The following is a 24097-nucleotide window of genomic DNA, read 5'->3' on the forward strand; positions in this document are numbered from 1 at the left end:
GAGCACACACTCCGGGTATGCTCAGGTCTGCCTTTTCGAACTGTCCTGATTCAAGGAGCTGCACGCTGTGTTCAAACATGTCGATGCCTATGCCGGCGACCCGATCCTCTCGCTGATGGAAACCTTCAAGGCCGACCCGCGCGCCGACAAGGTCAACCTGAGTATCGGCCTGTACTACGATGAGGCCGGCGTGGTGCCGCAACTGGCGGCTGTGGATGCGGTGGAAAAACGCATTGCTGGCCAGGACCATGAAGCGTCCCTTTACTTGCCAATGGAAGGCCTGGCCAGCTACCGCCAGGCTATTCAGGCGTTGTTGTTCGGTGCCGATCACCCGGCCGTGGCCGGCGGTCGCGTGGCCACCGTACAGACTGTGGGTGGCTCCGGCGCCCTGAAAGTCGGTGCCGACTTCCTCAAGCGCTACTTCCCGCAGTCCGAAGTCTGGGTCAGCAACCCGACCTGGGACAACCACCGCGCCATCTTCGAAGGCGCCGGCTTCAAGGTGCACACCTACCCGTACTTCGACCAGGCCTCCCGTGGCGTGGACTTCGACGGCATGCTGGCCACCCTGCAGACCCTGCCGGCCAACAGCGTGGTATTGCTGCACCCTTGCTGCCACAACCCCACCGGTGCCGACCTTACGCAAAACCAGTGGCAACACGTGGTCGAAGTGGTCAAGGCACGCCAGCTGATCCCGTTCCTCGACATTGCCTACCAGGGCTTTGCCGAAGGCCTGGTGGAAGACGCCTACGCCATCCGCGAAATGGCCCGCGCCGGCGTGCCGTGCCTGGTCAGCAACTCATTCTCGAAAATCTTCTCGCTGTACGGCGAGCGGGTAGGTGGCCTGTCGGTGGTCTGCGACGACGACGCCACGGCCCAAAGCGTGCTTGGGCAGCTCAAGGCAACCGTGCGCCGCAACTACTCCAGCCCGCCCAATTTTGGCGCCCAGCTGGTGGCAGGCGTATTGAGCGATGCAGCGCTCAATGCCCAGTGGGCCGATGAAGTCGAAGTGATGCGCAAGCGTATCCTCGACATGCGTCAGGCGCTGGTCGATGCCTTGGCCGTGTTGCTGCCAGGCCAGGACTTCCAGTTCTTCCTGCGCCAGCGTGGCATGTTCAGCTACACCGGCTTCAGCGTCGAGCAAGTGCGTCGCCTGCGTGACGAGTTCGGCGTGTACCTGATCGACAGCGGCCGTGTGTGCATGTCCGGCTTGCGCCCGGCCAACCTGCAACGGGTTGCCGAAGCGTTCGCTGCTGTTCAGAAGTAATCGCTCAAGGGGCCCTGCGCGGCCCTGCCTGTGGGAGCGGCCTTGCCGCTCCCTCAATTATCTTCTTTACCCACCGGTGTAGCCTGCTTGTAAAGACAAGTGCAACCGCCCCTCGGAAAAGGGCTTCGCAAGTGCAACCTTTCGGTGCACAATCGCGCCCCTCTTTTCCGGTTGAGTTGGGCGAAGGCACTGTTTCGCCATTCTCAGCCTGTTACAGTCTTGCGAGTGGAGCTTCACCCGGAATGAATGAGCAGGCCCCAAGCGTTGAACAACGCTTTGTAGAATCGACCCCCGCCACCCTCGGCAGCTGGGCGCGTCACGACACCACCTGGATGCTGGGCCTGTTCGGCACAGCCATTGGCGCCGGAACCCTGTTCCTGCCGATCAACGCCGGCCTTGGCGGTTTCTGGCCGCTGCTGATCCTGGCTGTACTGGCCTTCCCAATGACCTACTTCGCCCACCGCGGGTTGACCCGCTTCGTGCTCTCCGGGCGCAATGGTGGCGACATCACCGAAGTGGTCAAAGAGCACTTCGGCAGCAACGCCGGTGCCGCGATCACCGTGCTGTACTTCTTTGCGATCTTCCCCATCCTGCTTATCTACAGCGTGGCGCTGACCAACACCGTGTCCAGCTTCATGGAGCACCAGCTGCACATGGCGCCGCCACCGCGGGCCATCCTGTCGTTTGTGCTGATCCTCGGCCTGTTGGCCATCGTGCGCTGTGGCGAGCAGGCCACGGTCAAGGTCATGAGCCTGCTGGTGTACCCGTTCATCGTCGCCCTGGCGCTGCTGGGCCTGTACCTGGTACCGCACTGGACCGGTGGCATCCTCGACAGCGCCACCCAGGTGCCGCCGGCCTCGGCCTTCCTGCACACCCTGTGGCTGGCCATTCCGGTAATGGTGTTTTCGTTCAACCACTCGCCGATCATTTCGGCCTTCGCGGTCGACCAGAAGCGCCGCTACGGCGAGCATGCCGACGAGCGTAGCGGCCAGATCCTGCGCCGTGCCCACCTGCTGATGGTGGTGATGGTGCTGTTCTTCGTGTTCAGTTGCGTGCTCACCCTGAGCAGCGCCCAGCTGGCCGAAGCCAAGGCACAGAACCTGTCGATTCTGTCGTACCTGGCCAACCACTTCAGCAACCCGACCATCGCGTTCGCTGCGCCGCTGATCGCCTTCGTGGCCATCGCCAAGTCGTTCCTGGGCCATTACATCGGTGCCAGCGAGGGCCTGAAGGGCATTATCACCAAGACCGGCGCGCGGCCGGGCGCCAAGGCACTGGACCGCGTAGTGGCCGCGTTGATGCTGGTGGTGTGCTGGATCGTTGCCACCCTCAACCCGAGCATCCTCGGCATGATCGAATCGCTCGGCGGCCCGATCCTCGCGGTGCTGCTGTTCCTGATGCCGATGTACGCCATCCGCCGTGTACCGTCGATGCGCAAATACAGCGGTGCAGCCTCCAACGTGTTCGTTGTAGTGGTCGGCCTGGTTGCGCTGACCTCGGTGGTATACGGCCTGCTGGGCTGATTCACTGCTTTAGATAAAGAATGCCCAGGTCGCTTGTCGTAACCTGGGCATTTTTTTGTCCACAAAAATTGTCCGGCAATAGAACAATTTCACCTGCCCCCATAGGCACCCGGCCGCCTTCATGCTTAACTCACTGTCCTTTTCAAACCCAGCATAAGGATTTCGTCATGGCTCAAGTGACTCTCAAAGGCGGCCCGGTTCAAGTCAACGGCGAACTGCCGAAAATCGGCGCCCAGGCTCCGGCATTCTCCCTGGTCGGTGAAGGCCTGGCTGACAAGTCGCTGAAGGACTACGCCGGCAAGCGCAAAGTGCTGAACATCTTCCCGAGCGTCGACACCCCAACCTGCGCCACCTCCGTGCGCAAGTTCAACGCTCAGGCCAATGATGTGGCCAACACCGTGGTGCTGTGCATCTCCGCCGACCTGCCGTTCGCCCAGGCGCGTTTCTGCGGTGCCGAAGGCCTGGAAAATGTTAAGAACCTGTCGACCCTGCGTGGCCGCGAGTTCCTCGAGAACTACGGCGTCGCCATTGCCGACGGCCCGCTGGCCGGCCTGGCTGCCCGCGCCGTGGTGGTGCTGGATGAAAACGACAACGTGCTGCACAGCGAACTGGTTGGCGAAATCGCTGACGAGCCGAACTACGATGCAGCGCTGGCAGTACTGAAGTAAGGGTTGCGGGGCAGGGCGGCTGAGTCCTGTGGTGGCCTCTTCGCGGGTGAACCCGCGAAAGGGCCAGCCCAGGCAACCGAAACCTTTCAGCCCGCCACTCCTCCAAGCAACACCCTGTAACGGCCCGGAACGCTTTCCGGGCCGTTTTCATTTAAAGTTCAGCGTCTTGGCAACGTCAGCCAAAGGTAAACCTCTGGTAAAGGCCCTTTGCTAAAACGATACCATTGCTTATCGTTCATCCTCCCCAAGCCGCCATTCCGAACAAGGTTCGTTCAACCCATGCAAGTGTCCAATTCCCGTTCCCCCCGTCGCTGGCTCGTCGGCCTGCTGATCCTGCTGCTGGTGGCTGCACTGGCCTGGTGGCTGTGGCCTGCAGCAACGCCTGCGCATAAAGAAGCCGTCGGCGGCGGGCGCGGTGGCAAGGGCATGGGCATGATGGGTGGCCGCCCAGGGTTCGGCGGCTCCAGCGAAGCGGTGCCGGTACGCGTCGAACCGGTACGCGTAGGCGACTTCCCCCTGTATTACAAAGCCCTGGGCACCGTCACCGCCACCAATACGGTGAATGTGCGCAGCCGCGTGGCTGGCGAACTGGTGAAGATCCACTTCAAGGAAGGCCAGCAGGTCAAGGCCGGCGACCTGCTCGCCGAAATCGACCCGCGCTCGTACCGCATCGCCCTGCAGCAGGCCGAAGGTACGCTGGCGCAAAACCAGGCGCAGCTGAAAAACGCCCAGGTGGATGTAGCCCGCTACAAAGGCCTGTACGCCGAAGACAGTATTGCCAAGCAAACCCTCGACACCGCCGAAGCGCAGGTGGCGCAATTCCAGGGGCTGGTCAAGACCAACCAGGCACAGGTCAACGACGCTCGCCTGAACCTCGACTTCACCCAGATCCGTGCCCCGATCAACGGCCGCGTGGGCCTGCGCCAGCTCGACCTGGGCAACCTCGTTGCGGCCAACGACACCGCTGCATTGGTGGTGATTACCCAGACCGAGCCGATCAATGTCGCCTTCACCCTGCCGGAGACCGAGCTGAGCACCGTGCTGGAACGCTACCGCAGCGGCGCCAGCCTGCCGGTCGAGGCCTGGGACCGCAGTGACAGCAAGTTGCAGTCCACCGGCGTGCTGGGCAGTATCGACAACCAGATCGACACCACCACCGGTACCCTCAAGTTCAAGGGGCGCTTCGAGAACAAGGACCTGGCCCTGTTCCCCAATCAGTTCGTCAACGTGCGCCTGCTGGCCGATACCCTCAAGCAGGTGGTGTTGGCCCCGGCAGCGGCCATCCAGTTTGGCAATGACGGCACGTTTGCCTATGTGGTCAACGCCGAAAACACTGTGAATGTTCGCAAGCTCAAGGTCGGCGCCAGCGATGGAGAGAACAGCGTCATCCTCGAAGGCCTGAAGGCCGGCGACCGTCTGGTGCTGGAAGGCACCGACCGCCTGCGTGAAGGCACCAAAGTGGAAGTGGTCGAAGACAGCTCGCAAGTGCCGACCACCCCGGGCCAGCATCTCCAAGGGCAGGACACCAAGGGCGCGGCGCACACCGGTGAAGCTCAGCCAGGCAAAGCAGCAGGCAAGGCGGGCGCATGAACCTCTCGCGTCTGTTCATCCTGCGGCCGGTCGCCACCACGCTGAGCATGCTGGCCATTGTCCTGGCCGGCCTGATCGCCTACAAGCTGCTGCCGGTCTCCGCTTTGCCGCAGGTGGATTACCCGACCATCCGCGTCATGACCCTGTACCCCGGCGCCAGTCCGCAGGTCATGACCAGCGCCGTCACCGCACCCCTGGAGCGCCAGTTCGGCCAGATGCCCGGCCTGGAGCAAATGGCTTCGACCAGTTCCGGTGGTGCATCGGTGCTTACCCTGCGCTTCAACCTCGACATGAACATGGACGTTGCCGAGCAACAGGTGCAGGCTGCGATCAACGCTGCCAGCAATCTGCTGCCCAGCGACCTGCCTGCGCCGCCGGTGTACAACAAGGTCAACCCGGCTGACACCCCGGTGCTGACCTTGGCCATTTCGTCCAAGACCATGCCGCTGCCCAAACTCAATGACCTGGTCGATACGCGCGTGGCACAAAAGCTTGCACAGATCAGCGGCGTAGGCATGGTCAGCATTGCCGGCGGCCAGCGTCAGGCGGTACGCATCAAGGTCAACGTCGACGCCCTGGCGGCCAACGGCCTGAACCTGGATGACGTGCGCACGCTGATCGGCGCCTCGAACGTGAACCAGCCCAAGGGCAATTTCGATGGCCCCACCCGGGTGTCGATGCTCGATGCCAATGACCAGCTGCGTTCCCCCGAGGAATACGCCAACCTGATCCTGGCTTACAACAACGGTGCCCCACTGCGTCTGAAGGATGTGGCGGAAATTGTCGATGGCGCCGAAAACGAGCGGCTGGCCGCCTGGGCCAACGAAAACCATGCGGTGCTGCTGAACATCCAGCGCCAGCCTGGCGCCAACGTCATTGAAGTGGTCGACCGTATCAAGGAACTGTTGCCGTCGATCACCGACAACCTGCCGGCCGGCCTCGATGTGTCGGTGCTGACTGACCGCACCCAGACCATCCGCGCCGCGGTCAAGGACGTACAGCATGAACTGCTGATTGCCATTGTCCTGGTGGTGATGGTTACCTTCGTCTTCCTGCGCCGTTTCAGCGCTACCCTTATTCCGTCGATTGCCGTGCCACTGTCACTGATCGGCACCTTCGGCGTGATGTACCTGGCCGGTTTCTCGGTGAACAACCTGACGCTGATGGCCCTGACCATTGCCACCGGCTTTGTGGTCGACGACGCCATTGTCATGCTGGAGAACATCTCCCGGCACATCGAGGAGGGCGAGACGCCCATGCAGGCGGCGCTCAAGGGCGCCCGGCAGATCGGCTTTACCCTGATCTCGCTCACCTTCTCACTGATTGCGGTACTGATCCCGCTGCTGTTCATGGCTGACGTGGTCGGCCGCCTGTTCCGCGAGTTCGCCATCACCCTGGCAGTGGCCATCCTGATTTCCCTGGTGGTGTCGCTGACCCTGACGCCCATGATGTGCGCACGCCTGCTCAAGCGTGAGCCCAAGGAAGAGGAACAAGGCCGCTTCTACCGCGCCAGCGGCGCCTGGATCGACTGGCTGATCAAACACTACGGCAACGCCCTGCAGTGGGTACTCAAGCACCAGCCGCTGACCTTGTTGGTGGCGGTGGCCAGCCTGGTGCTGACCGTGTTCCTGTACATGGTAGTGCCGAAGGGCTTCTTCCCGGTGCAGGACACCGGCGTGATCCAGGGTATCTCCGAAGCACCGCAGTCTACCTCGTTCGCCGCCATGAGCGAGCGTCAGCAGGCCCTGAGCAAGGTGATCCTGCAGGACCCTGCCGTGCAAAGCCTGTCGTCCTACATCGGCGTCGATGGCGACAACGCCACCCTCAACAGCGGCCGCCTGCTGATCAACCTCAAGCCTCACGGCGAGCGCGACGCCACCGCCAGCGAAGTGATCAGCCGCTTGCAGCCGCAACTTGACCGGCTGGTGGGCATCCGCCTGTTCATGCAGCCGGTGCAGGACCTGAGCATCGATGACCGGGTCAGCCGAACCCAGTACCAGTTCAGCCTGTCATCGCCGGACGCCGACCTGCTGGCGCAATGGAGCGGCAAGCTGGTGCAGGCGCTGCAGCAACGCGCGGAGCTGGCCGACGTCGCCAGTGACCTCCAGGACAAGGGCCTGCAGGTGTACCTGGTGATTGACCGCGATATGGCCAGCCGCTTGGGCATCAGCGTGTCGCAGATCACCAATGCCCTGTACGACGCCTTCGGCCAGCGGCAGATTTCTACCATCTACACCCAAGCCAGCCAGTACCGCGTGGTGCTGCAGTCGAAGGACGCTTCAGTGATCGGCCCGCAGGCGCTGGAGTCGATCCACGTCAAGGCCACCGATGGCGGCCAGGTGCGGCTGTCGGCGCTGGCGCGCATCGAGCAGCGTCAGGCCCAGCTGGCCATTTCCCACATTGGCCAGTTCCCTGCAGTGACCCTGTCGTTCAACCTGGCCCATGGCGCCTCGCTAGGTGAAGCCGTGCAGGTGATCGAGCAGGTGCAGAAGGACATCGGCATGCCGCTGGGGGTGCAAACCCGCTTCCAGGGGGCTGCGGAGGCCTTCCAGGCGTCGCTGTCGAGCACCTTGCTGCTGATTCTGGCGGCGGTGGTGACCATGTACATCGTGCTGGGCGTGCTGTACGAAAGCTACATCCACCCGGTGACCATCCTCTCGACCCTGCCGTCGGCGGCGGTGGGGGCCTTGCTGGCCTTGCTCATCAGCGGCAACGACCTGGGCATGATCGCCATCATCGGCATCATTCTGCTCATCGGCATCGTCAAGAAGAACGCGATCATGATGATCGACTTTGCCCTTGAGGCCGAGCGCCACCAGGGCATGAGCCCGCGCGATGCGATTTACCAGGCTGCGCTGCTGCGCTTCCGGCCGATCCTGATGACCACCCTGGCCGCGCTGTTCGGTGCGGTGCCGCTGATGCTCGCCACCGGTTCCGGCGCCGAGCTGCGCCAGCCGCTGGGCCTGGTCATGGTCGGCGGGTTGCTGGTCAGCCAGGTGCTGACGCTGTTCACCACCCCGGTCATCTACCTGTATTTCGACCGCCTGGCCCGCCGCTGGCGCCCGGGCACAGACGTGAAGCAGGCCGAGGCATGAACCTGTCCGGTCCTTTCATCCGTCGCCCGGTAGCGACCATGCTGCTGAGCCTGGCGATCATGCTGCTGGGCGGGGTCAGCTTCGGCCTGTTGCCTGTGTCACCGCTGCCGCAGATGGACTTCCCGGTAATCGTGGTTTCGGCCAATTTGTCCGGCGCCAGCCCGGAGGTCATGGCCTCCACCGTGGCCACGCCACTGGAGCGCAAGCTGGGCAGCATCGCCGGCGTGACCACCTTGACCAGCAGCTCCAACCAGGGCTCCACGCGGGTCATCATCGGTTTCGAGATGGGCCGCGACATCGACGGCGCGGCGCGCGAGGTGCAGGCAGCGATCAACGCCACCCGCAACCTGTTGCCCAGCGGCATGCGCAGCATGCCCACCTACAAGAAGATCAACCCGTCGCAAGCACCGATCATGGTGCTGTCGCTGACGTCGGACGTGCTGCAGAAAGGCCAGCTGTACGACCTGGCCGACACCATCCTGTCGCAGAGCCTGGCCCAGGTATCGGGGGTAGGGGAAGTGCAGATCGGCGGCAGTTCGCTGCCGGCGGTGCGCATTGCCGTCGAGCCGCAATTGCTCAACCAGTATGGTGTGTCACTGGACGATGTGCGCACGGCCGTGGCCAACGCCAACCAGCGTCGGCCCATGGGCTTTGTCGAGGATGCCGAGCGCAACTGGCAGGTGAGGGCCAACGACCAGCTGGAAAGCGCCAAGGATTACGAGCCGGTGGTGATCCGCCAGCAGAACGGCACCATCCTGCGCCTGTCCGACGTGGCGAGCATTACCGATGGCGTGGAGAACCGCTACAACAGCGGTTTCTTCAATGACCAGAGTGCGGTGTTGCTGGTGGTCAACCGCCAGAGCGGTGCCAACATCATCGAGACGGTCGACCAGATCAAGGCGCAGTTGCCCGCCCTGCAGTCGTTGCTGCCGGCCAGTGTGCAACTGAACGTGGCGATGGACCGCTCGCCGGTGATCAAGGCCACCCTGAAGGAAGCCGAACACACCCTGCTGATCGCTGTGGTGCTGGTGATCCTGGTGGTGTACCTGTTCCTCGGCAGCTTGCGCGCCTCACTGATACCCAGCCTGGCAGTGCCCGTATCGCTGGTGGGCACTTTCGCGGTCATGTACCTGTGCGGGTTCTCGCTCAACAACCTGTCGCTGATGGCGTTGATCCTCGCCACTGGCCTGGTGGTGGACGACGCCATCGTGGTGCTGGAGAACATCTCGCGGCACATCGAGGACGGCCAGCCGCCGATGAAGGCGGCCTTCCTGGGGGCCAAGGAAGTGGGCTTCACCTTGCTGTCGATGAACGTGTCGCTGGTGGCGGTGTTCGTCTCCATCCTGTTCATGGGCGGCATCGTGCGCAACCTGTTCCAGGAGTTCTCGATCACACTGGCGGCGGCGATCATCGTGTCGCTGGTGGTATCGCTGACCCTCACGCCAATGCTGTGCGCCCGCTGGCTCAAACCACACCAGGCCGAGCAGACCCGCCTGCAGCGCTGGAGCGACAACGTCCACCAGCGCATGGTCAACGCCTACGACCGGAGCCTGGGTTGGGTCTTGCGCCACAAGCGCCTGACCCTGCTCAGCCTGCTGGCGACCATTGGTATCAACATCGCCCTGTACGTGGTAATACCCAAGACCCTGATGCCACAGCAGGACACCGGCCAGCTAATGGGCTTTATCCGCGGTGACGACGGCCTGTCGTTCACCGTGATGCAGCCGAAGATGGAAATCTACCGCCGCGCCTTGCTGGCTGACCCGGCAGTGCAGAGTGTGGCCGGTTTCATCGGTGGCAACAGCGGTACCAACAATGCCATGGTGTTGGTGCGCCTCAAGCCGATCAGCGAGCGCAAGATCGATGCGCAGAAGGTGATCGAGCGGCTGCGCAAGGAAATGCCCAAAGTGCCCGGTGGTCGGCTGTTCCTGATGGCCGACCAGGACCTGCAGCTGGGTGGCGGCGGGCGTGACCAGACCTCGTCACAGTACCTGTATACCCTGCAAAGCGGCGACCTGGCGGCTTTGCGCCAGTGGTTCCCCAAGGTGGTTGCGGCGCTTCGTGCACTGCCGGAGCTGACCGCCATCGACGCGCGTGACGGCTCCGGTACCCAGCAGGTGACGCTGGTGGTCGACCGTGACCAGGCCAAGCGCCTGGGCATCGACATGGACATGGTGACCACGGTACTGAACAACGCCTACAGCCAGCGGCAGATTTCCACCATCTACGACAGCCTCAACCAGTACCAGGTGGTGCTGGAAATCAACCCGAAATACGCCTGGGACCCGAGCACCCTCGAGCAAGTGCAGGTGATTACCGCGGACGGGGCCCGCGTGCCGTTGTCGACCATCGCCCGCTACGAGAACAGCCTGGCCAATGACCGGGTCAGCCACGAAGGCCAGTTCGCCTCGGAAGACATCGCCTTCGACGTCGCCGAGGGCTACAGCCCCGACCAGGCCATGGCGGCGGTGGAGCGTGCAGTGGCCAAGCTCGGCCTGCCCGAAGAGGTGATCGCCAAGCTTGGTGGTACGGCCGATGCCTTTGCCAAGACCCAGCAGGGCCAGCCCTTCATGATCCTTGGCGCACTGCTGCTGGTGTACCTGGTGCTGGGCATTCTTTATGAAAGCTACATCCACCCGCTGACCATTCTGTCGACACTGCCTTCGGCAGGCGTCGGTGCCTTGCTGACGCTGTATGTCACCGGTGGCGAATTCAGCCTGATCTCGCTGCTGGGGCTGTTCCTGCTGATCGGTGTGGTGAAGAAGAACGCCATCTTGATGATCGACCTGGCCTTGCAGCTGGAGCGTCACCAAGGTCTGTCGCCGGAAGAGTCGATCCGTCGGGCCTGCCTGCTGCGCCTTCGACCGATCCTGATGACCACCCTTGCAGCCATCCTTGGCGCCTTGCCGCTGCTGCTGAGCCACGCGGAAGGCGCGGAAATGCGCCAGCCGCTGGGCCTGACCATTATCGGTGGCCTGGTCTTCAGCCAGGTCCTCACCCTTTATACGACGCCGGTGGTCTACTTGTACCTGGACCGCCTGCGCCACCGTTTCAACCGTTGGCGCGGCGTGCGCACCGACGTCGCCCTGGAATCCCCGCTATGACTTTCGCCCAGACCCCACTTCACCGTGCGCTGCAAGCGTTGACCAAAGGGCGAGGCTCGCGCCTGCTAGGCGCCGGGCTGTGCGTGGCCTTGCTCAGTGCCTGTACCTTGAGCCCGGACTACCACCGCCCCGAGCTGAACAGCACGGCGGCGCAGTTCAAACACGCCGAAGGCTGGACCCAGGCCACGCCGTCCGATGCCATCGCCCGCGGCGCCTGGTGGGAAATCTACGGCGATGCAGGGCTCAATGCGCTGGTTGAAGAGCTTAACCGCAGCAACCAGACCGTGGCGCAATCGGAAGCGCAATACCGCCAGGCCCAGGCGCTGGTGCGCAGCAGCCGTGCAGCGTTGTTCCCAAGCCTGGACCTGAGCGCAAGCAAAAACCGCTCCGCCCAAGGTACCGGCAGCTCCAGTTCCAGCCTTTCCAACAACAGCAGTGGTATTCGCAATACCTACAACGCCCAGCTCGGTGTCAGCTGGGAAATCGACCTGTGGGGCAAGCTGCGCGAAACCATGAATGCCAACGAGGCCAGTGCCGAAGCCAGCTTTGCCGACCTCGCCTCGATCCGCTTGAGCCAGCAATCAGAGCTGGTGCAGAACTACCTGCAATTGCGGGTTATCGATGAGCAGAAACGCTTGCTGGAAGCCACCGTGGCAGCCTATGAGCGCTCGCTTCGAATGACCGAAAACCAGTACCGGGCTGGTGTCTCCGGGCCGGATGCCGTGGCCCAGGCCCGCACCCAGCTCAAAAGCACCCAGGCTGACCTGATCGACCTGATCTGGCAGCGTGCGCAGTTCGAGAACGCCATCGCTGTGCTGCTGGGCAAGACCCCGGCCGACTTCGCTCTGGCCGACAGCAAGGCCATTCCGGCATTGCCGCAAATTCCGGTTTCGCTGCCGTCGCAACTGCTGGAGCGTCGCCCGGACATCGCTGCTGCCGAACGCAACGTAATGGCGGCCAACGCCAATATCGGGGTGTCGCGGGCGGCGTACTTCCCGGACCTCAGCCTGAGCATGAGTGGTGGCTATTCCAGCAGCAGTTTCAGCAACTGGATCGAGTTGCCCAACCGGTACTGGTCGGTAGGCCCGCAGCTGGCGCTGACCCTGTTCGACGCCGGCAAGCGCAGCGCCGAGGTGGACCGCACGGTGGCGGTGTATGACCAGACCGTGGCCCAGTATCGTCAGACGGTGCTGGACGGCTTCAAGGAAGTGGAAAACCTGCTGGTGCAGTTGAAGGTGTACGGCGATGAAGCGGGGGTGCGCCAAGAGGCGCTGGATGCCGCACGCGAGTCGCTGCGCCTGACCGAGAACCAGTACCGCGCCGGGTTGATCGGCTACCTGGACGTAGTCAACGTGCAGACCACGGCACTGAGCAACGAGCGCAGCGTGTTGAACCTGCTGCAAGGGCGCCTGGTGGCCAGTGTGCAATTAGTGGCCGCATTGGGTGGCGGCTGGGATGCCGAGCAGGCGTTCGCCGAGCAGGACTGACCGGCACGTACAGGCCCTTGGAGGAGCGGCCTTGTGTCGGGATCGGGCCGCAAGGCGGCCCCGGCGATCTCTGTGTGCGCACCTGGTTTTGCAACCTCTGTGGTAGCGGGCTTGCCCCGCGAACACCGGCACAGCCGGTGCCATGCACCGCGTAAACCCCTTCGCGGGACAAGCCCGCTCCCACAATGGCCATGGGCCTTATTGGATCCATTCCCATTCGCAAAAACCCCGTGCGTTTCGCTTAAGCTTGAGTACAATCGTCAGCTTTTGCCGGGCCCCCTGTCCCGTCGCTGGAATTCCCAATGCTGACCGGTAGCTACTCCTCTTCACTGGTGTTGATTTCGCTGTGCGTGGCGATTCTGGCGTCCTATACCGCCCTTGACCTGACTGGCCGCATCGCCACCGCCAAGGGCCGGGCTGCCTACCTTTGGATGGGCGGCGGCGGGCTGGCCATGGGCATCGGCGTGTGGTCGATGCACTTCATTGGCATGCTTGCGTTCAGCCTGCCCATCGATCTGGGTTACGACCTTGCCTTGACCGCGTTCTCGCTGTTGATCGCCGTGCTGTCCTCGGGGTTTGCCTTGTGGCTGGTGAGCCAGCCGAGCCTGCCGGGGCTGCAACTGGGGTTCGGCGCACTGATCATGGGGGCCGGTATCGCTTGCATGCACTACACCGGCATGGCGGCGATGCGCATGCTACCGGGCATCGATTACGACCCCACATTGTTCGGCGCCTCGCTGCTGATTGCCGTGGGGGCCTCGGCGGCGGCGTTGTGGATCGCCTTCCGTCTGCGCAGGCACACCCCTTATGTGCGGCAGATCCGTGGTCTGGCGGCGGTGGTGATGGGCATTGCGATCGTGGGCATGCATTACACCGGCATGGCGGCGGCGAATTTCCCCGTAGGCAGCTTCTGTGGTGCGCTGGGCGGCGGGCTGCAGGGCGACGGCCTCGTCTATCTGGTGCTGATCACTACCCTGGCGGTGCTGGCGGTGGCCTTGCTGACCTCGGTGCTGGATGCCCGCCTGGAGGCGCGCACAGCCGAGTTGGCCCGTTCGCTGACACTGGCCAACCAGGAACTGACCCAGCTGGCCCTGCACGACACCCTTACAGATCTGCCCAACCGTACCCTGCTGGCCGACCGCATCGAGCAAGCCATCGCCAAGGTGGCGGAGCAGGGCGGCTGTTTTGCCCTGATGTTCATCGACCTGGACGGTTTCAAGCCGGTCAACGATGCCTTTGGCCACCATATAGGTGACCTGCTGCTCAAGGCCGTAGCGGCACGCCTGCGCGGCCACCTGCACAGCCAGGACACCCTGGCGCGCATCGGCGGAGACGAATTCGTGCTGCTGGTAGAGCTGCACGAGCCTGACGATGCCATGGACGTGGCGGTCAAGCAGGTGAATCTGGTGTCGCGGCCATTTCGCGTGGCCGAGCACGACCTGCAACTGTCGGCGAGCCTGGGCATCGTCCTGTACCCCGGCAATGGCCAGGACCAACACGAACTGTTGCGCAATGCCGATGCCGCCATGTACCACGCCAAAAGCGCCGGCAAGAACGGCTACAGCTTCTTTGACGCGTCGATGAACAGCAATGCACGTCAGCAACTTCAACTGCTGCAGGACCTGCGTCAGGCGCTGGAACAACGCCAGTTCCGGTTGCATTACCAGCCCAAGTTCGACGCCCAGGCCTGCCTGCCGATTGGTGCCGAGGCTTTGTTGCGCTGGGAACACCCGCAGCACGGTCTGTTGCTGCCCGACCGCTTCATCGGCTTGGCAGAAAAGACCGGCCTAATCATCCCGATCGGTGAATGGGTGCTTGACGAAGCCTGCCGGCAGATGCGCCATTGGCTGGACCAGGGGCACGCGGGCTGGCGCATGGCGGTGAACCTGTCGGCCATCCAGTTCTGCCATGCAGGGTTGGTCGAGAGTGTGGCCCGGGCCCTGCGGGAGAACGGCCTGCCGGCCAATTGCCTGACCCTGGAAATTACCGAGACCACCGCCATGCACGATGCCGATGCCAGCCTGACCGTGCTGCAACGCCTGTCTGACATGGGCGTGGACCTGTCCATCGATGATTTTGGCACCGGCTACTCCAGCCTGATGTACCTCAAGCGCCTGCCGGCCAACGAGTTGAAGATCGACCGTGGCTTTGTGCGAGACCTGGAGCAGGACAGTGACGATGCAGCGATTGTCTCGGCAATCGTCGCGTTGGGCCAGGCGCTGGGCCTGCGCATCGTTGCCGAAGGGGTGGAAACCGACAGGCAGCAGGACTTCCTGACCCGTCTGGGTTGTGATTCGCTGCAAGGTTATCTGCTAGGGCAGCCGGTACCGGCCGAGCAGTTCATGGCCAAGTTGCAGGCGTTGCACCAGGACAAGAGCGCCGCAGGTTAGCCAGCGCTGCGCAAGGAGAGGGCGGGTATGAACGCGTCCATTTCCGCTTCGACGGCTTCGATGATGCGCTCCACATCGGCTGCGGCCATGATTGCGGCACACGGGATGCCGGCGATGGCCATCAGGGTTTCGCCGGTGGTGCGGTCGAACAGCCGCGCGACCATGCTGCGGGGCGCATCCATGTTGGCTTCGAAGCCCAATGGATGAAAGTGCCAGCGCATCACCTGGCAGGCGTTGGGGAACGTCATTTTGTTCATGCCAGCCTCCTTGTCCGTGCCTGGACGTGGTGAGCAGCCAGCCACACCCATGTGGCTGCCGGGAATGTAAACATAGCAGTTGCTACGGGTGATTCTCGGCTGCAAACATGACAAATGTAGCAATCCATGACCTGGCTCACATCCGTGGGAGCATGCCCATGAGCCAGCTGCGTTCAGGCAAACGTTTACATCGCGCGATAGCAGCGGTTATCCGCGTCAAGCCGTACGTTTTCACGGGGTATCGGCGAAACACTTTTCGGACGAGCGGCAGGCTCACCCCAGCAGCCCGGCCGCGATGTTGATGGTGAACCCTAGGATCGCCGTATTGAACACGAAACCCACCAGCGAATGTGCCAGCACCACCCTGCGCAGTTGCCTGCCGGCAACGCCTACGTCGGAGGTTTGCACGGCCACGCTGATGGTGAACGAGAAGTAGTGAAAGTCCCAATAATCCGGGTTGCGCTCGCCGTCGGCGAAACGTAACGGTGGTTCATGGTTGCGTCCGGTATAGAACAGGCGGGCGTAATGCAGGCTGAAAATACAGCCGATCAGCAGCCAGGAGCCGGCCACGGTCAGGCCGGTGTAGAGGTAGTGCAGGGCCAGTGCCGTGCCCTGCAAGCCTTTGCTGGACACCAGTTGCAGGGTGACCGCGGCGAGGCTGGCGATGGCAGCGATGCACACCGTGAGCAGCACCATGCCTGCGTTTTCGTCTTCGACACGGGCCACCCTGCGGACTTTTTCCGGGCTGGCGCCCCAGGTGAGGTACAGCACCAGCAGCAGGTACAGCCATACGCCGAGGTTCCAGCCGGCGAGGATGTGCTGGACGGTGTCACCGGCGGGGATCAGCCAGGCGCCGACAAGGCCGACTGCGGCGGCGATGCTCAGGCGGGGGTGGGTTCGGGTCAGGCGGTGAAAAGCCATGGGGCCTCATTTACTGGGGGGGTGGCTACTACTCTAGACCGTTTACGCGCTGTCTCTGCTTCACGCGCCTACAAGGGCACGGTGCACATGCTGATTCTTTGATGTCGCCCGTCGCGCGACATTGCAACTCTCAGTACACTGCATGCTCCAACACCAACATCCGTTGAACTCGAGGTTTTTGCATGACGCTCAGTCCTTTGGCAGGCAAGCCGGCTCCGGCAAGTGTGCTGGTCGATATTCCCCGACTGCTCACCGCCTACTATACCGGCCGCCCCGACGCTGCCGTGGCGGCCCAGCGAGTGGCCTTCGGCACCTCAGGGCACCGGGGCACTTCGCTTGAATTGAGTTTCAACGAATACCACGTGCTGGCCATCACCCAGGCCATCTGCCTGTACCGCCAGGAAAAGGGCATCGATGGGCCGCTGTTCATCGGCGCCGACACCCACGCACTGTCGGCGCCGGCCACTGCCAGCGCGCTGGAAGTGCTGGCAGCCAATGGTGTGCAGGTGATGCTGTCCAAGGACGACGAATACACGCCCACCCCGGCCGTATCCCACGCCATTCTTTGCTACAACCGTGGCCGCCAGCAGGGCCTGGCCGACGGCATCGTCATCACCCCGTCGCACAACCCGCCGCAAAGCGGTGGCTTCAAGTACAACCCGCCCAATGGTGGCCCTGCCGACAGCGACGTGACCAAATGGGTCGAGGCCAAGGCCAACGAGTTGCTGGCAGCGAACCTGGCCGGCGTCAAGCGTATGGACCATGCCCAGGCGCTGAAGGCGCCGACTACCCAGCGCCACGACTACGTGAGCAGCTATGTGGCGGACCTGGAAAATGTGATCGACTTCGACGTCATCCGCAGCGCCAAGCTGCGCCTGGGCGTCGACCCGTTGGGCGGGGCAGGGGTGCGCTACTGGTCGGCCATTGCCGAGCATTACAAGCTGGACCTGGAAGTGGTGAACACCGAAGTGGACCCCACCTTCCGCTTCATGACCGTGGACTGGGACGGCCAGATCCGCATGGACCCTTCCTCGCCGTACGCCATGCAGGGCCTGATCGGCCTGCGCGAGCGCTTCGACGTGGCGTTTGCCTGCGATCCGGACCACGACCGCCACGGCATTGTCACCTCGGACGGCCTGCTGCAGCCCAACAACTACCTGGCCGTGGCCATCGACTACCTGTTCCGCCACCGCCCGCAATGGCGCACCGACGCCGCCGTGGGCAAGACCGTGGTGTCCAGCGGCCTGATCGACCGCGTCACCCAGCGCCTGGGCCGTGAGCTGTACGAAGTGCCGGTGGGCTTCAAGTACTTTGCCCAGGGGTTGTTTGACGGCTCGCTTGGCTTTGGCGGCGAAGAGAGTGCCGGTGCGTCGTTCCTGCGCCGTGATGGTTCGGTCTGGGCGACCGACAAGGACGGGCTGATCCCGGCCTTGCTGGCCGCCGAGATGACCGCCCGCACCGATCGCAACCCGAGCCAGGCCTATGCCGACCTGACTGACGCGCTGGGCAAGCCGTTCGCCACCCGTGTCGAGGCCAAGGCCGATGCGCGGCAGAAGGCGTTGCTGAGCAAGCTGGCGCCGGAGCAGGTGAAATCGACCGAACTGGCCGGTGAGCCAATCGTGCAGATCCTCAGCCACGCACCAGGCAATGGCCAGGCGATTGGCGGGCTGAAGGTGATGACTGCCAACGGCTGGTTCGCCGCGCGGCCGTCGGGCACCGAGGACATCTACAAGATCTACGCCGAAAGCTTCATCGACGAGGCGCACTTGCAGCGCCTGGTACAAGAAGCGCAGGTGTTGGTGGATGCGGCGATTGCCTGACAGGTAACAAACCGCTTGGTGCTGCGGCGTAACGTAAATTAGAATTAATACTGTTTACGCCGCCGCAGGGCCATTCCATGATTGACGTTGCGCCGCCACCGGAGCCTAGCCTGCCTGCCCTGTACCGGGAGCACCGCAGCTGGCTTGAAACCTGGCTACGCCGGCGCCTGGGCAATGCCTGGGATGCCGCCGACCTCAGCCAGGATACCTTCCTGCGGGTGCTGGCCAGTGCACAGCCACTGGCAGACATTCGTGAGCCACGCGCCTACCTGCTCACGGTGGGCAAGCGGCTGCTGAGCAACTTCCACCAGCGGCGCAGCCTGGAGCGGGCCTACCTTGATGCCTTGGCGCATCTGCCCGAGCAGCACGTGCCCTCGCCCGAGCAGCGCTGGCTGTTACTGGAAACCCTGCAAGCCCTGGATGAGCTGCTTGATGGCCTGAAGGCGCCGGTCCGCAAGGCTTTTCTCTGGAGCCAGCTCGAAGGCCTGGGCTATGCCGAGATCGGCACGCGCCTGGGCGTGTGCGAGCGCTCCGTGAAACGCTACATGGCGCAGGCTTACGAACATTGCCTGCTGGCCGAGTTGCAATGACCACCCACTCCCCCGAAACCCGTGAAGCGGTGCGTGCTGCCGCCCGCTGGCTGGCGTTGCTGGATTCTGGCGACGCCAGCGAGACTGATTTGCTGCGCCTGGCACAGTGGCGGGCCAGCAACAGCCTGCACGAACACGCCTGGCAAAAGGCATCACTGCTGCGCGAGCGTTTTTCCGGGTTGCCCGGGGCGTTGGCCATGGCCACCCTTGACCGCCCGGACGCCGGCCGCCGCGCGCTGCTCAAGCAAGCCTTGGGTGTCGCGGCGCTGCTACCGGCCGCCTGGTTGGCAAGCCGGGAGCTGCCGCTCGAGGCCTGGACGGCGGACATGCGCACAGGGGTAGGTGAGCGCCGGCAGGTGCTGCTGAGCGATGGCACTTTTTTACAGTTGAACACTGACAGTGCGGTGGATATCGACCTGGGCGCGCGCCGGCTGACGCTGTTGCGCGGCGAAATGGCACTCAGGGTACCCGACAGCGCGAGCCTGGCCGTGCAGGTGCCCTACGGTCAGATTGCCCTCAATGCAGGTGAAGTGTGTTTGCGCCTGGTCGATGAAGGCTGCCGGGTTTCAGTCGTCAACGGGCTGGCCAGCCTGCAGCCACTGCGTGGCGCGGCCCGGGTGCTGCACGCCGGGCAACAGGCCAGCTTGCAGAAGGCTGGCATCGGCCCCGTTACAGCCCTGAACGACTGGCCGCTGGGCTGGCGCGAAGGCGTGCTGCGCCTGGATGACCGACCCTTGGGCGAGCTGTTGCATGAACTGCGACGGTATCGGCCTGGTGTGCTGCGCTGGGCGCCAGAACTGGAACAGCTCCGGGTGACCGGTACTTTCCGTCTCGACGATACCGATCGGGTGCTGGACTTGCTTGCCGCCAGCCTTGCGTTGCAAGTGCAGGCACGCACGCGCTACTGGGTGACCCTGGCTGCGTGAGAGCATCGTGCTTGAGGCTGTCCCCTTTTTTTCACTTGCCGGTCATTACCGGTAGGAGAAACTAAAGGGGAGCCTTGTCAATGCCTGCAGTAATGTCTTGCCGCTTGCGCCCACTGGTGCGCGCAGTGCGTCCGTTGTTTGCCATGAGCCTGTTGTTGTCTGCACCCACCTGGGCTGATGAGGCGGAGCGACGTGCCTATCAGGTACCGGCCGCCAGCCTGGGCGCCGCGCTTACCCGGTTTGCTGACCAGGCCGGCGTCAGCCTATCGCTGGACCCGGCACTGGTCCAGGGCCGGCAGAGTAACGGCCTGTCTGGTAGCTACAGTGTTGAAGAAGGCTTCCTGCAGCTGCTGCGTGGCAGCGGCCTGCAGTTGCTGCCAGTGGGTGAGGGCGCATTCACGCTGGCGCCGGCGCCTCAGGCGGGCGGGGCGCTGGAAATTGCCCCAACCAGCATTGTTGGCGGCCTGGCGGCGGGTGGCGATGTTCAGCCTTATGCCGGTGGCCAGGTGGCACGCCAGGGCGCCCAGGGCCTGCTTGGCGCGCGCGACTTCATGGAAACCCCGTTCAGCATCACCAGTTACACCCACGAGCTGGTGAAGAACCAGCAAGCGCGCACCTTGGGCGAGCTCATCGCCAGCGACCCCTCGGTGCGGGCCACCAACCCGGCGGGTGGGCGTTTCGAGCAGTTCACCATTCGCGGCTTCAGCCTGTTCAACAGTGACGTGGCGTACAACGGCCTGTACGGCATCTTGCCGACCTACTCGATCGACATGGAAATGGCCGACCGGGTCGATATCATCAAAGGCCCCAGCCAGTTGATCAACGGCATTTCGCCGCGTGGCAGCGTGGGCGGCGGTATCAACGTGCAGCCCAAGCGGGCCGGCGACAAGCCGATCACCGAGTTCACCGGCAGCTACGCGTCGGCTGGTCAGGCAGGCGGCGCGGTGGACGTTGGTCGGCGCTTTGGCGAAGGCCAGCAGTTTGGCGTGCGCTTCAACGGTGTGAAGCAGTCGGGTGATACCGAATGGGACCACCAGCGCGTCGAGCGCGAGATGGCGGTGCTGGGCCTGGATTTTCGTGGCGAGCGCCTGCGGTTGTCGGCAGACCTCGGCCACACCCAGCGTGACACCGATGCGCCGCAAGAGCGTGTGCTGGTCGGTGCCAACGCCAGAGTGCCGGATGCCAACGATGTACGGCGCAACTATGCCCAGGCCTGGAGCAAGGCGCGCACCAACGACACCTTTGGCGCACTGCATGCCGAGTACGACGTCAGCGAGTCGCTGCTGGCGTATGGTGCAGTCGGCGCGCGCAAAAGCAACCATGACTTCCTGCGGCACAACGTGTCCATCACCAACGATGCCGGCGACTTCAGCGTGCAGCCTCGGGATTTTACCCGCGATGAAACGGTGCGCACCGCCATGGCGGGTGTGCGCAACTGGTTCCACACCGGGCCTGTCAGCCACGAGCTGAACCTGGCCGCCACCTACTTCTACATGGACTTCACCAACGGCGGCGCCCGCTATGCTTCGGCGCCCAGTAACCTCTACAACCCGATAGCGACGCCGACACCGGGTACGCCGACGCGCATCGATCCAGAGGTCTACACCGAGAACCGCTTCTCCGGCGTGGCGCTGGCCGACACCCTCGGGTTTTTCGATGACCGCCTGCTGCTGACCCTGGGGGCGCGCTGGCAGCGGGTGCAAGTGGATGACTGGAGCGACGGCGTCAAAGGTGACACCGCCTACGATGAAGAAAAGGTCTCGCCTTCTGGGGGCGTGTTGCTCAAAGTCACCGATCAGCTGTCGCTGTACGCCAACTACATGGAAGGCCTGAGCCAAGGCAAGATCGCACCGTCGACCTCGATCAACGAAGACCAGATCTTCCCGCCTTTCACCAGCCGCCAGGTCGAGGTAGGGGCCAAGTACGACCTGGGCCAGGTCGCCTTTACCGCCAGTGCCTTCCGCATCCGCCAGCCGGCGTACGAAACCAACGCCACTTCGCGGGTGTTCGGCCCCAATGGCAAGCGTGACAACCGCGGTATCGAGTTGAGCGTGTTCGGTGAACCCATGCAAGGGGTGCGGGTGCTGGGCGGGGTGATGTACATCGACAGCGAGCTGACCGATACCGTGGGTGGCGCCGTTGATGGCAACCGCGCGCCGGCCACCCCCGAGTACAACGTCAACCTCGGCGCCGAATGGGATGTGCCGGGGGTGCACGGCCTGACCCTGACGGCGCGGGGCATTCACTCCAGCTCGCAATACCTGGACCAGAACAACAGCAAGCAGATCGATGGCTGGGAGCGTTACGACCTGGGGGCGCGCTATGCCTTCAACGTGGACGCTACCGAGGTTACCTTGCGGGCCAGTGTCGAGAACGTGCTGGATGATCGCTACTGGAGCTCGGCCGGGGCCTCGGATGACAGTGAACCGGGGCTGACCCTTTCCACGCCGCGGACCTACCTGCTATCGGCAACCGTAGGTTTCTAGCTCAAACAGCCGGGGCTGCACAGCAGCCCCAATGGACTGATCAGCCTACATCGCCCGCCCAAGCTTTTGCGCCTGGCCCTGCAACACGCGCATCAGGTGCATCGCCGCATGCGACGGCGGCTCGAAGCGCGAATAGACAAAGCTGATGTCGAAGTGAATTTCGTCCGCCAGCGGCACCACTGCCAGGCCGCTGTCCTGCGCCACGAATTCGTCGATCACGCTGATGCCCATGCCTTGCTTGACCAGCGCCACCGCCTCGTTGGCATTGGTAAACGACAACAGCGACGGCAACTGCACGCCGTGCCGCTCGATGTGCCCGGCCAGCAGTTTGCCAAAGGGCATGTCGGGCCTGAACAGCAGCAGCGCATGGCCTTCCAGTTGCTGCAAGGTCAGCGAGGTATGCCTGGCCAAAGCGTGATCGGGTGGCATCACCACCACCATACGCCCGCGCATGAAGGCCTGCGAATGCAGGTGATCGTGTACCACGGGCAGGGCGGCAATCGACAGGTCGACCTTTTTCGACAGGATCTGGTTGGGCATCTCGCCCATCAGCGAGGTTTGCCACTCGATGTTCAGCGAAGGTGCCTCCCGTTTGAGTTGGGCCAGGGCAATCGGGATCACCACTGTGGACAGCGAAGCGCTGCACGAGATGCGCAGCTTGCGGTGGCCGCCTGCGCCCAGTGACAGGGCGCATTCGTTAACCTCCAGCGCCGCCTGGTACACCCGCTCAACTTCACGGAACAGCACCTGCGCCTCGGCCGTGGGCACCAGGCGGTTGTTGATGCGCTCGAACAGGCGGTAGGTCAAACGCCCCTCTATGTACTGGATCAGCTTGCTGACAGCGGGCTGCGATACGTACAGCAGCTTGGCCGCCGCGCTGATCGAGCCGGTCAGCATCACCGCACGGAACACTTCCATGTGCCGCAGTTTGAACACCATGGGGCTCGTGTCTGCGCCTTCGTTGCCAAGCAGCATGTGTATTACCTTCGGTTATGGTCTTGGCCATCTGGGTATGAGCGTCAAACCCGGCCACGCAGTATCTTGAACCCAGCCAAATCGCCTTGCGGCGCACAATAACAAGATCTGAAGGCCAGTGCAGTGGCGCTTGCCGGGAGTGTTGCGTGAACATCTTTGACGAACCGAAGATCGATTGCCATAACCATTTGTTTGATCCCGCCCGTTTCCCTTACCACCCCGACGCACCCTATGCGCCCTCCGGGCAGGAAGTCGCCACCCAGGAACAGTTCACCCAGGTGATGGATGCCTACGGCGTGCAACATGCCTTGCTGGTAGGCCCCAACAGTGGCTACCACACCGACAACCGCTGCCTGTTGCATGCCTTGGCCACCGGGCAGGGGCGGTTCAAAGGCGTGGCCGTGGTCGAGGCGGGTATCCACCTCGATGCCCTGGCTGCGCTGCAGGCGCAGGGCGTGGTCGGCATCGCCTTCAACCCCGCGCTTTACGGGGTAGCCAGCCTCAAGGACGTTGACGGGCTGTTCGGCAAGCTTGCCGAGCTCGGTCTGTTCGCCCAGGTGCAGGTATGCGATGACCAGCTGCTTGAACTGCGCCGCCTGCTCGAGGGCTCACGTGCACGCTTGCTGATCGACCACTGCGGTCGGCCGGACGTGGCGGCCGGCGTGCAGCAACCGGGCTTTCAGGCGTTGTTGCAACTGGCTGACAGTGGCCGCGCCAGTGTCAAGCTGTCAGGCATGCAGAAGTTCGCTGCAAGTGAGGCGTTGCTGGAGCAAAGCAGCGCCTACGTGCACGCCCTGCTCGAAGCCTTTGGTGCGGATGCCTGCGTATGGGGCTCGGACTGGCCGTTCATCCGCCAACGCTCGCGGGTGGACTACGGCCCGCTGCTGAAACTGGCCGAGCGCCTGATGCCGGATGCCCGGCTGCGCCGCACGGTGATGTGGGACACCCCCCGACGCTTGTTCGGGTTCGCCTAGAACCTGGTTTTTGCCATTCCAATAACA

16 protein-coding genes are annotated in these 24097 nt (G+C 63.4%); 13 read left to right on the plus strand and 3 right to left on the minus strand.

The window, feature by feature from the left end; all coding sequences use genetic code 11:
* Positions 1-67: 67 nt before the first annotated feature.
* The 8 genes from J3A71_RS14045 (at position 68) to J3A71_RS14080 (ending at position 15121) form a co-directional block, all read left to right on the plus strand.
* The gene (locus J3A71_RS14045) at positions 68-1264 is read left to right on the plus strand and encodes an amino acid aminotransferase (protein ID WP_096426176.1); all 1197 of its coding nucleotides are present in this window, start codon (positions 68-70) and stop codon (positions 1262-1264) included.
* A 242-nt stretch (positions 1265-1506) separates the two neighbouring features.
* Entirely contained in the window at positions 1507-2787 is a 1281-nt protein-coding gene (locus tag J3A71_RS14050) for a serine/threonine transporter (protein WP_016487456.1), read from the plus strand.
* Positions 2788-2954: 167 nt separating this feature from the next.
* The gene (gene tpx, locus J3A71_RS14055; protein ID WP_016487454.1) at positions 2955-3455 is read left to right on the plus strand and encodes a thiol peroxidase; all 501 of its coding nucleotides are present in this window, start codon (positions 2955-2957) and stop codon (positions 3453-3455) included.
* A 279-nt stretch (positions 3456-3734) separates the two neighbouring features.
* Positions 3735-5045, plus strand: a complete 1311-nt coding sequence (locus J3A71_RS14060; RefSeq protein WP_096426175.1) for an MdtA/MuxA family multidrug efflux RND transporter periplasmic adaptor subunit — start codon at positions 3735-3737, stop codon at positions 5043-5045.
* A complete protein-coding gene (locus J3A71_RS14065; RefSeq protein WP_209952975.1) occupies positions 5042-8140 on the plus strand; it encodes an MdtB/MuxB family multidrug efflux RND transporter permease subunit in 3099 nt (1032 codons plus the stop codon). The genes J3A71_RS14060 and J3A71_RS14065 overlap by 4 nt, the downstream gene beginning before the upstream one ends.
* Positions 8137-11244, plus strand: a complete 3108-nt coding sequence (locus J3A71_RS14070; protein WP_096426174.1) for an efflux RND transporter permease subunit — start codon at positions 8137-8139, stop codon at positions 11242-11244. The genes J3A71_RS14065 and J3A71_RS14070 overlap by 4 nt, the downstream gene beginning before the upstream one ends.
* The gene (locus J3A71_RS14075; protein ID WP_016487450.1) at positions 11241-12731 is read left to right on the plus strand and encodes an efflux transporter outer membrane subunit; all 1491 of its coding nucleotides are present in this window, start codon (positions 11241-11243) and stop codon (positions 12729-12731) included. The genes J3A71_RS14070 and J3A71_RS14075 overlap by 4 nt, the downstream gene beginning before the upstream one ends.
* A gap of 302 nt (positions 12732-13033) precedes the next feature.
* On the plus strand, positions 13034-15121 hold the full coding sequence (locus tag J3A71_RS14080; protein WP_016487449.1) for an EAL domain-containing protein: 2088 nt from the start codon (positions 13034-13036) through the stop codon (positions 15119-15121).
* On the opposite strand, the gene J3A71_RS14085 is transcribed toward J3A71_RS14080, so the two are convergent.
* Positions 15118-15378: a DUF1652 domain-containing protein gene (locus J3A71_RS14085; RefSeq protein ID WP_016487448.1), complete on the minus strand. Its 261-nt coding sequence runs from the start codon at positions 15376-15378 to the stop codon at positions 15118-15120. The two genes, J3A71_RS14080 and J3A71_RS14085, sit on opposite strands and share 4 nt — an antisense overlap.
* A gap of 273 nt (positions 15379-15651) precedes the next feature.
* The gene (locus tag J3A71_RS14090) at positions 15652-16299 is read right to left on the minus strand and encodes a DUF1345 domain-containing protein (RefSeq protein WP_016487447.1); all 648 of its coding nucleotides are present in this window, start codon (positions 16297-16299) and stop codon (positions 15652-15654) included.
* Between the two features lie 182 nt (positions 16300-16481).
* On the opposite strand from J3A71_RS14090, the gene pgm reads away from it, so the two are divergent.
* From pgm to J3A71_RS14110, 4 genes are all read left to right on the plus strand, one after another.
* Positions 16482-18119 (plus strand): phosphoglucomutase (alpha-D-glucose-1,6-bisphosphate-dependent), encoded by a 1638-nt coding sequence (gene pgm, locus J3A71_RS14095; RefSeq protein ID WP_096426173.1) that lies wholly within the window; start codon positions 16482-16484, stop codon positions 18117-18119.
* Between the two features lie 77 nt (positions 18120-18196).
* Positions 18197-18709, plus strand: a complete 513-nt coding sequence (locus J3A71_RS14100) for a sigma-70 family RNA polymerase sigma factor (RefSeq protein ID WP_016487445.1) — start codon at positions 18197-18199, stop codon at positions 18707-18709.
* Complete coding sequence (locus J3A71_RS14105) at positions 18706-19635, plus strand: FecR domain-containing protein (RefSeq protein WP_096426172.1); 930 nt, start codon at positions 18706-18708, stop codon at positions 19633-19635. Before J3A71_RS14100 ends, J3A71_RS14105 begins: the two co-directional genes overlap by 4 nt.
* Positions 19636-19715: 80 nt before the next feature.
* Positions 19716-22121, plus strand: a complete 2406-nt coding sequence (locus J3A71_RS14110) for a TonB-dependent receptor (RefSeq protein WP_096426171.1) — start codon at positions 19716-19718, stop codon at positions 22119-22121.
* Between the two features lie 45 nt (positions 22122-22166).
* On the opposite strand, the gene J3A71_RS14115 is transcribed toward J3A71_RS14110, so the two are convergent.
* Complete coding sequence (locus J3A71_RS14115) at positions 22167-23096, minus strand: LysR family transcriptional regulator (protein WP_016487442.1); 930 nt, start codon at positions 23094-23096, stop codon at positions 22167-22169.
* 146 nt (positions 23097-23242) lie between these two features.
* Here J3A71_RS14115 and J3A71_RS14120 point away from each other — a divergent pair, with 146 nt between their 5' ends.
* Positions 23243-24070 (plus strand): amidohydrolase family protein, encoded by an 828-nt coding sequence (locus J3A71_RS14120; protein ID WP_023049345.1) that lies wholly within the window; start codon positions 23243-23245, stop codon positions 24068-24070.
* Positions 24071-24097: the final 27 nt, after the last annotated feature.

The sequence above is a fragment of the Pseudomonas sp. PvP089 genome, from assembly GCF_017875165.1.
GTDB classification, from domain to species: domain Bacteria; phylum Pseudomonadota; class Gammaproteobacteria; order Pseudomonadales; family Pseudomonadaceae; genus Aquipseudomonas; species Aquipseudomonas fortuita.